This is a genomic window from Phycisphaerae bacterium, from assembly GCA_024102815.1.
In the GTDB taxonomy this organism is placed as follows: Bacteria; Planctomycetota; Phycisphaerae; order UBA1845; family UBA1845; genus JAGFJJ01.
The window spans coordinates 32,653-46,559 of the sequence record JAGFJJ010000005.1; the positions used below are offsets into that span (position 1 = coordinate 32,653).

General features: G+C 62.9%; 13 protein-coding genes. 4 read left to right on the plus strand and 9 right to left on the minus strand.

Annotation, left to right across the window (positions count from 1 at the left end):
- Positions 1-11: 11 nt before the first annotated feature.
- From J5J06_00465 to J5J06_00485, 5 genes are all read right to left on the minus strand, one after another.
- Entirely contained in the window at positions 12-1,001 is a 990-nt protein-coding gene (locus J5J06_00465; protein ID MCO6435542.1) for a hypothetical protein, read from the minus strand.
- A gap of 88 nt (positions 1,002-1,089) precedes the next feature.
- Entirely contained in the window at positions 1,090-2,508 is a 1,419-nt protein-coding gene (gene glnA, locus J5J06_00470; protein MCO6435543.1) for a type I glutamate--ammonia ligase, read from the minus strand.
- Positions 2,509-2,616: 108 nt separating this feature from the next.
- Positions 2,617-3,117 carry a hypothetical protein gene (locus J5J06_00475; protein MCO6435544.1) on the minus strand — a complete coding sequence of 167 codons (501 nt, stop codon included), beginning with the start codon at positions 3,115-3,117 and terminating at the stop codon, positions 2,617-2,619.
- A complete protein-coding gene (locus J5J06_00480) occupies positions 3,107-3,628 on the minus strand; it encodes an RNA polymerase sigma factor (protein MCO6435545.1) in 522 nt (173 codons plus the stop codon). Before J5J06_00480 ends, J5J06_00475 begins: the two co-directional genes overlap by 11 nt.
- On the minus strand, positions 3,615-4,739 hold the full coding sequence (locus J5J06_00485; GenBank protein MCO6435546.1) for a hypothetical protein: 1,125 nt from the start codon (positions 4,737-4,739) through the stop codon (positions 3,615-3,617). The genes J5J06_00480 and J5J06_00485 overlap by 14 nt, the downstream gene beginning before the upstream one ends.
- A gap of 264 nt (positions 4,740-5,003) precedes the next feature.
- Here J5J06_00485 and J5J06_00490 point away from each other — a divergent pair, with 264 nt between their 5' ends.
- Both J5J06_00490 and J5J06_00495 read left to right on the plus strand, forming a co-directional pair.
- On the plus strand, positions 5,004-5,360 hold the full coding sequence (locus J5J06_00490) for a hypothetical protein (GenBank protein MCO6435547.1): 357 nt from the start codon (positions 5,004-5,006) through the stop codon (positions 5,358-5,360).
- 150 nt (positions 5,361-5,510) lie between these two features.
- The gene (locus tag J5J06_00495) at positions 5,511-5,981 is read left to right on the plus strand and encodes a hypothetical protein (protein ID MCO6435548.1); all 471 of its coding nucleotides are present in this window, start codon (positions 5,511-5,513) and stop codon (positions 5,979-5,981) included.
- A gap of 65 nt (positions 5,982-6,046) precedes the next feature.
- Here J5J06_00495 and J5J06_00500 read toward each other — a convergent pair whose 3' ends face one another.
- From J5J06_00500 to J5J06_00510, 3 genes are all read right to left on the minus strand, one after another.
- Positions 6,047-6,613, minus strand: a complete 567-nt coding sequence (locus J5J06_00500) for a hypothetical protein (protein MCO6435549.1) — start codon at positions 6,611-6,613, stop codon at positions 6,047-6,049.
- Positions 6,614-6,733: 120 nt separating this feature from the next.
- Positions 6,734-7,207 carry a GNAT family N-acetyltransferase gene (locus J5J06_00505; protein MCO6435550.1) on the minus strand — a complete coding sequence of 158 codons (474 nt, stop codon included), beginning with the start codon at positions 7,205-7,207 and terminating at the stop codon, positions 6,734-6,736.
- 613 nt (positions 7,208-7,820) lie between these two features.
- A complete protein-coding gene (locus J5J06_00510) occupies positions 7,821-8,105 on the minus strand; it encodes an antibiotic biosynthesis monooxygenase (protein MCO6435551.1) in 285 nt (94 codons plus the stop codon).
- Positions 8,106-8,421: 316 nt separating this feature from the next.
- Here J5J06_00510 and J5J06_00515 point away from each other — a divergent pair, with 316 nt between their 5' ends.
- The gene (locus tag J5J06_00515) at positions 8,422-9,192 is read left to right on the plus strand and encodes a class I SAM-dependent methyltransferase (GenBank protein MCO6435552.1); all 771 of its coding nucleotides are present in this window, start codon (positions 8,422-8,424) and stop codon (positions 9,190-9,192) included.
- A gap of 28 nt (positions 9,193-9,220) precedes the next feature.
- Here the strand turns inward: J5J06_00515 and nadB are convergent, their stop codons facing one another.
- The gene (gene nadB, locus J5J06_00520; protein MCO6435553.1) at positions 9,221-10,846 is read right to left on the minus strand and encodes an L-aspartate oxidase; all 1,626 of its coding nucleotides are present in this window, start codon (positions 10,844-10,846) and stop codon (positions 9,221-9,223) included.
- Between the two features lie 216 nt (positions 10,847-11,062).
- Between nadB and J5J06_00525 the strand changes: the two genes are divergently transcribed.
- Complete coding sequence (locus J5J06_00525) at positions 11,063-13,720, plus strand: hypothetical protein (GenBank protein ID MCO6435554.1); 2,658 nt, start codon at positions 11,063-11,065, stop codon at positions 13,718-13,720.
- Positions 13,721-13,907 lie beyond the last annotated feature (187 nt).

Below are 13,907 nucleotides of genomic sequence, written 5' to 3' on the forward strand. Positions count from 1 at the left end.
ATGGCGACAGATTATCCGCTGTCCGTGGATGGTTCCAGAATGGCCGCATCCGGTCCGAAGAAGGCGCGGAGTTCATCCAGCCCCGGTCGGCGGGCGCGGCTGATCCACGCGGCGAGCAGGGCCCAGGCGCAGCGGGGGTCGCAGCGGAACTGGTGCAATTTCTCGCCGTCGTCGACCCACGCGCGTTCTTTACGAAGGTCGATCACGAGACGCGCCGCATGTGCGAATACGGGATGAATCCGCTGGCGGCGGCTCCACACGTGGTATCCACGCACAACAATACCGCCGGGAATGACGAAGTGCTCCCGGCGGTGCGGCAAGAGCAAACGAGCACTACCCGCCAGGAGGACGCCGATGAACGCACTGACATCAAAATACCAAGGCCCCCTGAGGAACCGTCCGAACATGATCTGCACAACAAGGATGCATCCAACGCCCACGAGGATGGAACGGAACACCAGCCCAAGGCCTCGCCAAGTGATTCTCCATCTGGAGGGTTCGAAATCCGCTGCCGTCTCCCGCTCGCACTCAAGGAGTTCGTTGGCAAGACCCCGAACTTCCGGCGTGGGGGCATCGACACGCACGGGTTCGAAGAAGGTTTCGGTCACGGGTGGTACGGCGACGGACGGGATGCCTCGATCGTGAATGACAATTACGGCGCCAACTGGAAGGCGGCGTAAGAGCGCCGCGAACTGACTGTCGCTGAGTTTTGCAGATAACAGGCGACATTCAAGCACGCGATGGGGGAGACGCTGCGCCACTTCCTTACGCGCCACGAGTTCATCGAGGCGTCGTTCCCTCAGCCGTCGATGACCAATGCGGCGCCGCCTCGCGCTGCTCAGGCGCGGCAACATCGAATAGACGCAAGCCAGCGAGGTGAGAGCCAAAACCACGACGAAGAGGATTCCAGTCCCGAAACCCAGCAGGAGTGCCGCGGGCAGCCAGAATATGAGAATCAGTAGCAAACCAAAAGCAAATGACTCGGGTCCCCGGTTGGGCACTATCAACCATTTGATCGGCTGGGCACCGGTCCTGCCGGTCCGCTTTTCATCCGCTTCTTGCGACGCGACGTGCTCCTGCGGACGCACGTCAGGTGTCCAAATACAAATGAAACTCGTACGGGTGCGGGCGGGCGGCGACGGCCGCAGACTCGTTGCTTCGTTTGCCCGCGATCCACGTGTCCAGCAGGGCGGCGCTGAACACTTCGCCTTCGAGAAGGAAGGACCGGTCGGCGTCAAGGGCCAGCAGCGCATCGTGCAGTGAGCGCGGCAGGGGGGTGATCTGCTTCTTGAATTCGTCGTCCTGTTTGGCGATGTCCACGTCGTACGGGCCGAAGCGGTGTGCGGCGGGGTCTATCTTGTTGCGGATGCCGTCGAGCCCGGCCATCAGCATGGCCGAGAGCGTGAGGTAGATGTTGCCGGTGAAGTCCGGCGGGCGATACTCGATACGCTTGTCCTCCGGGCTGACAGCATAGCGCGGGATGCGGATGGCCGCCGAGCGGTTCGCCAGGGAGAAGAACAGGTTGACCGGAGCCTCGTAGCCCTCGACGAGACGCTTGAAGGAGTTGGTCGAGGGGTTGGCCAGTCCGGTCAGCGCCGCCCCGTGGGAAAGGATCCCGCCCACGTAACTCAAGGCGAGATCGCTCAGGCGGGCGTAGTTGCGGTTCTTCTCGTCGTAGAACAGCGGTTTGTTGTTCTTACGCAGCCGCTGGTGGACGTGCATGCCGTTGCCGGCTTCGCCGTACACGGGCTTGGGCATGAACGTCGCCAGACGGCCGTGACGGTGAGCGACGTTCTTGACCACGTACTTGATGAGCTGCGTGCGATCGGCGACGCGGACCATTTCGTCCAAATCGACTTCGATCTCGCACTGGCCGGGCGCGCCGACCTCGTGGTGATGGTAGCGAACGGCGATGCCGAGCTGTTCGAGGGTGAGCGCGATCTCGCTCCGCAGGTCATGGAGCTGGTCGCCGGGCGGGATGCGCAGGTAGCCGCGCTTCAGCGGAATGGCGGCCGTCGCGCCGTCGCTGTGGACTTCGCCCGAGCGGACGTTGAACGCCGCCTCGTAGGGCTCGTTAATGACCTCGACGTTGTCAAACACGTGGAACTCGAATTCCGGGCCCATCAAGGCCTCGTCGGCGATGCCCGTGGAGCGCATCCACGCCACGGCCCTCTTGGCGATGTTGCGGGGATCGGAAGATAGCGGTTCCTTGGTGTCCGCGCGGACGGTGTCGCAGAAGAAGCTGAGCGTGGGGTGCTCGCAGAAGGGGTCCATAAAGCCGGTGGAGGGTTCCGGCATGGCCGCCACGTCGCCGTCTTCCACCCGGCCGAAGCCCGATCCCGATGAGCCGTCGTAGCCCACGCCTTCCTCGAAGTGGTGCTGCTTGAAATTTGAACCCGGAATGGTGACGTGGAGCCACTGTCCGGCGAGGCCGGTGATCTTGAGATCGACCATGGCCACCTCGTGCTCGGCGATGTAGGCCAGTGCTTCCTTGGCAGATGAAAACACGTGTGCGGTCCTTTCCCGTTGGTGTTATGCGCAGAGACCTTCCCCGGGCCGGTCCCGATCGACCGTATAGCCGCTTTGCACGTTTCGTGCCAGGGTGGGGTCTTGCGCTTACCGCCGGGAAGGCGAAACCGCGATCAGCAGCTTGGCCAGGTCCGAACTGCCGGGGTTACGCTGGTGGGCACGGACCAGGGCGGTTTCGACGGAAACGGGTGCCGCACGAGGTTGATCGTCCCTCACGAGTTGCGGGGCCGACCGGTTGCCGGCTTCTGAGAGCGAGCCCGGCAGCCACGACCGGGCCGCGAATCCCGCAAGAAACGCGAGCAGGATGGCGGCGGCGTACCGCAGGATCGATCCGTAACGCGTTCCGGGCGCGGCGGCCGAGCTGGATCGGAAAATGAACACTCGGTCTTCCTCGGCACGAATCTCCAAACCCACCGGTTCCGGAAGCTCGCGCAGCAATCGTAATCCGTGCAGGGCCTCATCCCAGGTCTTTCGGCAGTCGGCACAGGTCTGCAGATGCATTGCGAGTTCGGGATCCGGCGTTGCTGGCGTCCCGCTGCCCAGAGCGTCGGCCATGCGCTCGACGAAGTATTCGCAGTCACGGTTCATGGTGATGCTCCCAGCGTCCCATTAGCGATCGTCCAACTGCCTGGAGGGCGCGTACATAATGCGTTTTGATGGTTGAGACGGACACCCCGAGTTCCGCAGCGATCTGCTCGAAGGTCAGTCCATCGTAGACCCTGGCCACGAGTACGCCGCGCTGCGCATCGGTCAGATCCTGCAGCGCGTCGGCGACATCGGCACGAAGAAGGCCGTGATCCATTCTCTCGGCGTCATGCCGACCTTCCGGAGTCGGGATCACATCGGTGATCTCACTTGCACAGATGTTTCTGCGGGTCTTGATCATGTCGATCGCTCGATTGATGGCGACGCGCCGCAGCCATCCGCGAGGGTGATCGGGCGGCGCCGCAGCACATTGGGCCGCCCATCTGACAAAGACCTCCTGGACCACGTCAAGGGCATCGTGGTGCCGGCCCAGTAGCCGATACGCCCAGCGATAGACTTCGCGGGCGTGATCGGCGTAGACCGTTGCAGCAGGGGGCTGCTTACCGGCCGGCATCGGTGGTCGTCTCCTGCCTCGATTTTGGACCGTTCTCCTCGACGTCAGACTCGTCGGGTTTCGCGGCGGCGAAGTCTCTGGGCAGCCATGTGATCATGGTCACCTCGAACAGGCGATCGCGGAATGCCTTGCCGTTGAAGTCCCAGTGTCCAGTGCAGGTGCCTAAGTCGGCGTCACACTCGGCGCGATCGGCATTGCTGGCGACTTCGGTGCCCGGCATGGTGATCTCGATTTCGAAGAGGTTCTCACCAGTGCGATTCGTGTAGTCGTAGTAGCGCGTCGCCCGGTCGTAGGCGTTCTGGAATTCAAGCACGGCCATGGGTCCGAAGCCGCTTTCGTCACGTAGTGAGCCGACGAAGGCGCTGTGCCCCAAGCCCAGCAATCGGTCGGTCTCCTGCACGAGGCATGCGTCCCGGGCATCGTCGGGAAGCGCCTCACAGCGGCTGATCATGCCATTGAGGTCGTCGCCCAGACTTTCGTAGAAGGCCAGCGTCGCCCGGCGGGCGCGCAGCCCCACCTCCGGCGGCGGCGGTGGACTCATCGAAGCCAGTGCCTCCTTTGCGAATTCGAGCTGCTTGAACGCCTCGACGGCGCCGAAAGAGTGGACGAGTTCCTGCCGCTCATCGCTGGTGAGCTCATCCGCCGGTTTTTCAGCCTTCTCTCGCACGTCATCCGTGATAAACTCGTCCTTCCAGTATTCCACGTACGCCCAGCGCCTCGGTACGTACGTGCGGTGAAACGCGAAGCGCGTCGTCGGGCCCTCCTCGCGGATTGTCAAAGTCGTCGGGAAGTTCAATTGAAGATCGGCATCCGGATCGTCGGCCGGGGCGAGCCGGTCCGGAAGCGGCGTGTCAGGAGGGAATACCTGCACGCCCGTTACGACGAGTTCCTTCTTGTTGTCGTCCACTTCGACGCGGTGCTCCACGCCCCAACCGGTCGCTTCCGACGGGTACGCATCAAATTGGTCAGGCTGGCCGCGCATTTCCAATTCGATGTTGACGGTCCCGTCCCGGGCGACCTGAATCTTCTCCTTCCGCCGCGGACAGCCGACGAGAAATGTCGCCGCCAGGGCGGGAATCAGGGTCATGCTCAACCATCGCGTATCGTTCACGTGGATGCCTCCTCGCAACTTGGAACTATTGCTTTTCGTTTCTACTCGCCGGACGCCCTGGGCATATACCTGGATGACGATCGAGGGCGGGGTTTGGACGACAACCTCACTCCGATTTCGGGGCAGGACGGCGGAAGAGACCGAGCGCCCGATGTTGATACGGACTGTTGGGAACCAACCGCATTTGTCGCACCGGACTTGCGGCGGCCTGTCGGACGCATATCCGGAAGAATATAATCAGCGGAGTTTTCCCGAAGGCAAACCATGAAGCTGTCCGTCACGTTTCTCAGGTGCTGCGCGCTGTCATTGCTGCTGGCGGTCGAGGGCGCTTCGTTGCCCTCGCCGGACATCGCAGCCCGGAGCAGCCGAGGGGCCCCGCAAGCTCTCTCTGTTCCCACCGATCCACCGGATATGGCCGCCGTTGATCCGCGCCCGGGTGGCTGCCCCGGCCGCATCGAGTTCCGCAAGCCGAAGTTCGCCGATTCCGAAGTTGGCGTTCCCGGCGGCCGCTATCTCCAATCGAACCTCGCGATTCCCGCTTTGGCTGCCGGGCGAACTGGCGAGTTTCCTTTCGCCGGCGTCACGAGCCTTCAAGCCCAGCACTGTCTGCTGACCGTATAGCCGACCCCTTTTCCCAAACTGGAATTCATTCCTTGGGTACGCGCCCTCGCAGCTTGCGGGAGGTGCATGTGCGGTCGCGATTGCGCAAGAGAGGTTGACGTGCGTCCGGGGAATCCAGGTGCACGTTCATGGATCATGGGAGTCAGTCAGATGAACACGAATACGAATGGGAACGGTTTCGATAGAACGTGGACGCAAGTCCGGGAGATGATCGAGTCCGGTCGGGTGGACGAGGCGCGGCATGTCCTGATGCGCCTGTCATCGCGCACGCCGCAGCTTCAGAACGCCCTGGGCGTGTGCTGGATGCGCCTGGGCGAATCGGCCAGGGCCTTGGAGCTGTACCGCGGAATGGTGCTTCACAACGGCGGTCTGGACATCCGGCCCGAGGCCCTGCCTTCGGCCAAGATCAACTTCGCCACGGCCCTGCTACTGTCCGGCAACGTGAGCGGATGTGAAGACGCTTTGGAATCAACGGGGATGGATGGTGAGGGTGTTGCTCGCCTGCGGGGGGCGATCGCCAATTGGCGGGCGAATCTCGGATTCGTCCGCCGCTGGCTGGTGAAGCTGTACGGGACGAACAATGAGAAAGTCGTCCTGAGTTTCCCGCCGGGAGAATTATAGTGGCGGACTCGCTGAGTCGTTGCGCGACGCGCGGAGGATGGCGACGAAGGCGGGCGGTGCCAGGCCTAATCGCTTGATGCCTTCGAGGCCCGCGCCAGGGCCCGACGAACGCTGGCCGGAGTCGGGATGAGCAGTGGCGTCACCCTCTCATACGGCGGGAATTCGCTTGGAAACCGCCGCAACAGAGCAGGGCGTTCGTTCACGAGGTGATTCAGCACGACCACGGCGGCGTACGCCGGAACCTGCAAGTACATGGACCAGAAAGCCCCGGCAAGTCCGGTGATGGCCATATAGAGAAACACGTCGCCGAGCCCCATCGGATTCCGACACAGGGCATAGACCCCGCCCGTCAGCAATGTCTGCGTCGGGCGTGAGAAGGACTCGCGTCCGGTCATGTCGAACGGGTGTCCGCGTCCGCGAGTGACTTGTGCGCGGATACTCGTGGTAATAAGCAAGAGTCCAAGGGAGGCGAACAGCAGGTAGCACGAGACTGCCATGACGCCGCTCCAGCCCACGGCGTCGAAGCCCGCTACTCGTGCAATCACCGCATCGGAGGTGACCAGGTAAGCGGGCACCAGCAAATAGAAGATCCCGATCGAGCCGGACCAACGCAGGATTTCGCCTCGATCCATAATCCTGTGGCTTCCCCATCTTCGAATCATGGGAACCCGACATTTTCCAAAGGACCTTCGCCCGGTCACGCTGCCAAGCCTCCTGTTCGTTATCGTACTCATTGCGAACCTCCGCCCAGGCTAAAAGCCTGCGGCTCGCTCGGGCCGATCGCCGCCCGTCAGCCGCATGTGCAGCAGCGGATAGGGCAGGCCGTTGCCGTCGAGTTCCGAGCGGCGTTCGACAACGAACCCGCAGGCCTCGTAGAACCGCCGCGCGCCCACGTTCTGCTCGTTGACGTCGAGAGTGAGCTGCGATCCGCAGATTGACATTGCGTGCTCGAGCAGCGCCCGGCCGCCGCCGCGGCGGAAGTGCTCCGGTGCGAGGAAGAGCGTGTCGATGTTGCTACCGGAAATGCCCATGAAGCCCATGATTGTGCCTTCATCATCGCACAGCACCCAGAATTCGTGCTCTGTGGAGAGAAGGTGCTCGCGAACCTTGGGAATGAACGACTGGATGTGCTCCTCGGAGACGAAGTCGTGCGTGGCCCGCACGGAGCGCAGCCAGATGTCGAAGAGGATGTCGCGGTCCTGTGGAACCGTACGGCGGATGGTCATGAATTCGAGGTCTTGGTTCCTTCTCCCTGGTCAGGTGCTTTCGCCGGGTTGGATTTCAGGTTCGCAATCTGTGGACTTACTCGGCAACTGGGTGCAGAACCTCCATTCCACAGTGCCCGGAAGGAACGGGCCTTTCACAACTTGGTGTGAAACTGAACCCAATTCTCGAGTTCGAAAGAACGAGGGCCGCGTAGTAGAAATGGGCATAAAGCGGTTCCAGCAGTCCACTCTTTCGGGCCCAGTCCGGAGATTCCGACAGTATCAGTCGTACTACGCCTCCTTCTGCGAGATTCCAGGTTCCCGATGCACATTGCCAGTCGCGGACGCGGCGGTCCCATTGGCAAGCGGTAGCGAAACCTCCGATGTCCAGCCTGAGTTGTGTTGGGTAGCTTGTGTCCGCGTAGCATCCGGCGCAGTCAGCCGGACGCGCATCGAGGAATCGGAGTTCTTGGGGAGGAACATCCCAATTCCCGGCTGAGACGACCGGCGAATCGCGCGGAGGTCCGTGTTGCCCTTCCTCCGACTCGAGAATCGTAATGGAGCGGTTGACACATCCCGAAGCCAAGAGCAAAACGATCGTTGCCAGCTTCAATTCGAGATTGGTCATAATTGATCAGCTCTGATACACCTCATGCTTCGGCCGGGCGGAGAGAATTTCCTCTTTCCCCCAGTTGGCGACGTTGCGGAACGTCTCCGAGCCGACAAAGGCGTCGAAGGCCTCCTTCTTCGACCACTGCGACATGATGAGGTAGTGGAAGGGATCGTCCACCTGGCGGAACATGAGCGACTCCGTGTGGCCTTCCATGTTGCGCATGGCGTGCACGACCTTGCGGAAGGCCTCCTCGAAGACGGCTTCCTTGCCGGGGCGGACTTTGTAGTTCATGCCGATGGTGACCACGCGATACCCTCCAGCGCCTGATGGAAACCGGGGCGCGGAGCGTCAGGCCGGCGCCGCCGCGCCGATGCGCGTCTCTGTCTCGCGGCGAATTTGAATGACCGCCGCGCCGCAACAAACGAATGCGATTATACTGGAAGCCGTTCGGCATGCGAACGAGATGCCGGGTGGGTGGCAGACGAATTCGGGAGCCGCTTCGCCGTCACGGGCACGTACCCCGTGGCCCATATTGCACATTCGGGCCTGAATTCCGGCCTTCGCCGGGATGATGAATGCCGTCACGGTTCCGGACGCTCTTCGGCGCAGGAGAATATCAAACATGACGCACGCGGCACCTCAGGACCTGTTTCGCCATGCGGAGGCCTACGACCGTTCGATCAACTGGAAGGCGCGGCTCGACCGGGAGATGCCGTTACTGAGCGACATCCTCGGACCTCCGGGGCTGGGGGGCGTGCTCGACGCCGGATGCGGGACCGGCCGCCATGCCGTGGCGCTCGCCGGCGCCGGATACCGCGTCACCGGTGCGGACGCCAGCCCGGCGATGCTCGAGGAAGCCCGCAAGCATGCGGAAGCAAACGGTGAGAGGGTTACCTGGCGCGAAAGCACTTACGCCGAATTGTCTGAACGCTGTGGCGGGGGGTTCGACGGGATCATCTGCGTGGGCAACAGTCTCTCAGCCGCGGGAACGCGAGGAGCGTGTGTTGAAGCCGTCGAGCAATTCTCCAAGTGTCTCCGTGTCGGCGGCCGATTGTTCGTGCAGATCTTGAACTTCCCGCTGATGCGTGACGAGCATCCCTGCGTGCGGGGTCCGCGCGTGGCGACGCTGGACGGCGTGACTTACATCTCCGTGCGTAACTTTCATTTCGAACCGGAAGCCGTCATCGTGGTCAACACCACGCTGTGGCAGGACGCCGGCCGCTGGCAGATGCAGTCTCGGCAGGGGCGCGTTTACCCGCTCGAACTGGAACACCTGCGCGAGGACTGTGCCCGTGCGGGCATGCGGATCGACGGGGCGTGGGGAAGCTACGATCCCGAGCCGTTCGACGCGCGGCAGTCCAACAACCTGCTGATCGCGGCGACGCGCTGCTGAACGGACGCTGGTTTCCTCGCATGGAAAATCAAGCGCGAGTCGGTTTCGTGCCCTCGTCGTTTCGCGTGACGAGAATGTGGCAGGGCTTCGCCGCGACGTCGGGGGCGTCTTCACGGTAATGCACGCCGATGGACTCTTCGCGTTCCAAGGCTCCGGCCGCAATCAGACGCGCAACGGTCAGGCGGTTCTGCGTTTCCCATCCGCTTACCTCGTCGAAGGTCTTGTCCAGCGTGTAGTGGGCCCAGAAGTCGAGGATCTCGGCCGTTTCCACGAGGCGGTCGCGGCGGCGGATGATTCCCACGTTTCGCCACATGACGCTTCGCAGTGAATTGGTGATATCGCCCAAGTCGAGCGGCGTGCGCGTGGAGCGCTGGTTGCGGCTGGAAACGCGCTTGACGGCCGCCCCGTTGGCAACACCGGCAAGGCTTTTCCCCGCTTTTTCACCTGCGCGTCGTCCGAAAACCAGTCCTTCGAGCAGGGAGTTGCTGGCCATGCGGTTGGCGCCGTGAATGCCCGTACTGGCGGATTCACCGCAGCAGTACAGCCCCGGGAGCGAAGTCCGTCCGTCGAGGTCGACAAGCACGCCGCCGATCATGTAGTGGGCGCTGGGTCGAACGGGAATCAGGTCATTCGTTACATCGATCTGAAAGTCGGCACAAAGCCGCGTGATCTGCGGGAAGCGATGGGTGAAGTCCCGGACTTGGCGTACATCAAGGTAGACGCAGTTTGAGCCGGTATCCAGCAGGCGCTGGTGGATCGCGCGGCTCACGACGTCGCGTGGAGCGAGTTCCGCGTCGGGGTGGTACGCCGTCATAAAGCGATGGCCTCCGCGGTCGACCATTTGGGCACCTTCGCCCCGCACCGCCTCGGAAATCAAGGCCCGCGCCGCACCGGCCACATAGAGCGTTGTCGGGTGGAACTGCATCAGCTCCATGTCGCGCAACGTCGCACCGGCTCGGAACGCAGCGGCCAGTCCGTCGCCGGTGGAGGAAGGCGGATTCGTTGTCTCACGCCAGAGTTGCCCGCACCCGCCGGAGGCCAGGATGGTCTGGCCAGCCCAGATGAGCTGGTGGCCGTACTTCTGGTGAAACGTCACCGCTCCGACGCAACGGCCTTCGATGGTCAGCAGATCGATGACATAGCACTGCTCGAAAAGGCGGACGTGCTCAGTGCGGCGGAGGTGTTCGTGCAGCGTGCGGGCGAGCTCCCAACCCGTGCGATCGCCGCTGGCATGAACCACACGGTTGAGCGAATGCCCTCCTTCGCGACCGAGTTCATACGTTCCATCGGCGCGATCCACCGGGAAACCCCAGGACAGCAGTTCCTCGACGCGCCGAGGTCCTTCCTCGACAAGGATCTCCACCGCGCGGCGGTCACTAAGTCCGCAACCGACGCGAAGGGTGTCCTCGAGGTGGCGGGCGGGTGAATCGCCCGCGCCGACGGCTGCGGCGATTCCGCCCTGCGCCCAAGCCGTGGCGGAGTCCTCAAACCGACCTTTCGTCAGGAGGATTACGGAACCGTAGGCCGAGGCCTCGATCGCCGCCCTCGCACCGGCCACACCACTGCCAATGACCAACACGTCGGTGAGGACATTCCCGGTACGCGTGGAGTCGAAATCACTCAGAAAACGGCGTGTGTCAACAAGAGTGGGCATGCGTACAAATGGTAGAGCCGGTTCGTGGAGCGGGCAATTCCCGGACGCGCTTCCCGGCGGGCGCGTCGGTGGAGTCCCCGGTGGGTCTAAGTCACGCGGCTGTGCGTCCGATACCTAACGATAGAGGGCTGTCAGGCCGTGTTCCTGAAGCCAACTCGCACCGGAGCCCGCATGTTCCGCTCTTCGAAAACCCTGCGACCCGCACCGAGGCACTTCGTGCCGGGCCCGTTTCCAATGCTGGCAGCAGCCTTCGTTCTGTCCGGATGGACTGGGGCGACCGCGGCGGACGAAAGCGGGCACGCGTCCCGGCGGATCGTTGACGACGCGGAACACGGGCATCGCATCATCCATGTCTTCGACTTTGACGAGAGCGAGGCCGGCAACCTGGAGGAAATCCCGAAGTTCTGGGAACCGCTTCAGATGCCGGGCTTCCCGCACTACGCGAAGGGCGTTTTCGATAGTGCGGTGGGGCACGATGCCCCGCCTTCCTTCCACCTGGTGTCCGAAGGACGATCGGTGGCGTTTGTCTACCGTGGACCGGATACGCGCGTCCGGGCCAACACCGACTATCGTATTGTCGGATATGTCCGACCCGATCATCTCCGCCATGCGCGTGCCTGCCTGGCTGCGGTCTATCTGAACGAAGACGGCGAGCCGCTTTACGACACATTGGTCCGTACAGCATACCTGCCGGACATGGAGGGAACCCGGGCCGCAAACGACTGGACGCGCGTCGCCCTGACCCTTCCCTCCGCCCCGAGGGATGCATTCTCCGTGGGCCTGGTGGCTTGGGTGTTGCAAGAGGATGTCTGGCGGCCAGTTGAGCCCGATCCGAACCACCTCCCACTTCGCGACATCAACGGCGGTGCGTGGTTCGATGATCTTTCCGTGTACGCCATGCCCCGCGTGGAACTCTCTACGTCTGCGCGAAGCAACGTGCTCCAGCAAGGCAATTCGCAGGAGTTGCAGGTACTCGTTGCGGATGAAGTGCAGAGCGGATTGGAGAACGAACTAACCATCACCAACGCAGATGGGGCCCTTGTCGAGCGCCGCTCGATCGAGACTACCTTCGAAAGCGGGTCCCGCCCGCAGGGACTCCCCATGGATTTTCTCCCTCCCGGGATCTACCACGCCCGGCTCGATGTTCGCTCGCAGGGGCGGTCGATCATCACCCGCGACTTGCGCTTCGCATGTCTGAGCGAGTCACTTTCGAGCCCGGGGGGTGCCCGCGCTTTTGGGATCGCCATCGATCCCGCGCAACGAGCGGATGCTGACACGGAACTGGACCTGCTTCGCGAGCAGGGCGCCCGATCAGTGAAGCTTCCTGTCTGGTCCGGGGTGACGGACCCTTCTGCCAAGACGACTTCCGGAAATGGATCGAATCGCCTTGTACATACACTCGAACGCGAGGGCTTCGCCCTGACCGGCGTCTTGTACGATTCCCGATCCGCAGGCGCTACCCTCTACGAATTGCTCGGATCCCCCACTTCAATCTGGCAGGACCACCTGGCCGCACAAGCGGCACCGATCGCCGGGAGCTTCCGTGACTGGCAACTGGGCAGCGATGGTCCGGCGCCGCGAGCCTCGCGCCAGCAGATCCTGAAATCCCTGACCCACCTGCGCAGGTTCATGCGCGAGTTCTTGACGGTTCCCCGCCTGGTCCTTCCGATCTCCGCAGGAGTGGAACTGCCCACTGAACCTTGGCCCGTGGAGCAACTTTCCATCAATCTGGGGACCACCCTGTCGAGTGACCTTCTCAAGAAACTGGTTACCGAAGCCGGTCGGGAAGAAAAACTGATGCAGGCCTTCGTTCCGCCGATCGCCCCCGTGCGGTTCCAACGCGCACCGCGACTCGCGGATTGGGCTCGTCGCCTGATTCTGGCGCGACATGCGGGCAGTCAGGGCGTGATTGTTCCGCAGACCTGGACGGTGCGCGAGACACCGCACGGATCGATCGCCGAACCGCTGGAAGAATTTGTCATTCTGCACACGGTCGTTTCCGCCGTCGGTGAAGCCGCTCCCGGCCCCGAGCTGACACTCGGCGGGACGGCCAGATGCGTTTCCTTCGTCCGTGGCGACGAAGCCGTGCTGGCCGTGTGGGATCCGGCGGCACCTGCGTCCGGTCGGGATCAGCAGATTCAGATCTCCGGAGCAGACCAAGTGATTGATCTCTGGGGCCGGGCGAGACCCCTGTCCGTGGCCGATGACGGCCAAGCTGTTGTGCGACTTTACGCCAGTCCGTTGTTCGTCCTCAACGCCGAACGAAGTGCCGTCGAGTTCTATGCCGGCGTCGGGCTGGATCGCCGGCGATTCGAAGCCGGAGCGGCCAGGCAGCCGGCAACTCTGACCATTCAGAACAGTGATGCGGTGGGGCGTGCCGGGTCGGTTCGCCTGATCCCACCCGACGATTGGGAAATAACGCCGGGACGGTTCGAATTCAATTGCCCTCCAAGGTTGGCCTTCACCCAGGAACTCAGCATCGATATTCCTCACAATGTGTTGTCGGGAGACCACGAGCTCCATGCGGAGATTGCGCTGAATGATGGACGCCGGTTCGACGTCGTGATTCCCGTGGCCGCGAATCTCGAGGGGATCGATGTTCGCGGCATGGCGTACCTCAAGGGCAACGTGCTTCAGGTCCGTCATGCCGTGTCCAACCGCACGGCGGAGACACTTCATTTTCGCGGCTCGGCTTTGCTTCCCGGTAAGGAACGCCAGTACAGGCCAATCACCTCGCTCATGCCGGGCGAAACCCAGACGGTCGTCTACCGATTTGATGACGCGGCGAACCTCGCCGGAACCTCGGTGCGGCTCGAGCTCCGGGAGATCAACGACGGACGACGTACGCACGCCATGGATGTTCCCATTCCCTGATGGCCGAGTTTGAGAACGAACCGCCGTGGAGCGGTCTATGCCGCGGCAACCCGCCGATTGCCGGGTTACGCGGCGGACATGCCGGAATTGGCCATGCGCGGTTTGTGTGCTAGCATTCGCCCGCGGGGCGCGGCGCGGCGTCGGATCGCCCCCAAGGCAGGCATCCGCAAGACGCGGGCGGATGCCA

What these genes read in the sequence shown, in the direction of transcription:
- nadB (MCO6435553.1), bottom strand. Translation starts at nt 10,846, where the DNA reads ATGCCCACTCTTGTTGACACACGCCGTTTTCTGAGTGATTTCGACTCC.
- J5J06_00480 (MCO6435545.1), bottom strand. Translation starts at nt 3,628, where the DNA reads ATGCCGGCCGGTAAGCAGCCCCCTGCTGCAACGGTCTACGCCGATCAC.
- J5J06_00490 (MCO6435547.1), top strand. Translation starts at nt 5,004, where the DNA reads ATGAAGCTGTCCGTCACGTTTCTCAGGTGCTGCGCGCTGTCATTGCTG.
- J5J06_00495 (MCO6435548.1), top strand. Translation starts at nt 5,511, where the DNA reads ATGAACACGAATACGAATGGGAACGGTTTCGATAGAACGTGGACGCAA.
- J5J06_00505 (MCO6435550.1), bottom strand. Translation starts at nt 7,207, where the DNA reads ATGACCATCCGCCGTACGGTTCCACAGGACCGCGACATCCTCTTCGAC.
- J5J06_00475 (MCO6435544.1), bottom strand. Translation starts at nt 3,117, where the DNA reads ATGAACCGTGACTGCGAATACTTCGTCGAGCGCATGGCCGACGCTCTG.
- J5J06_00500 (MCO6435549.1), bottom strand. Translation starts at nt 6,613, where the DNA reads ATGGATCGAGGCGAAATCCTGCGTTGGTCCGGCTCGATCGGGATCTTC.
- J5J06_00515 (MCO6435552.1), top strand. Translation starts at nt 8,422, where the DNA reads ATGACGCACGCGGCACCTCAGGACCTGTTTCGCCATGCGGAGGCCTAC.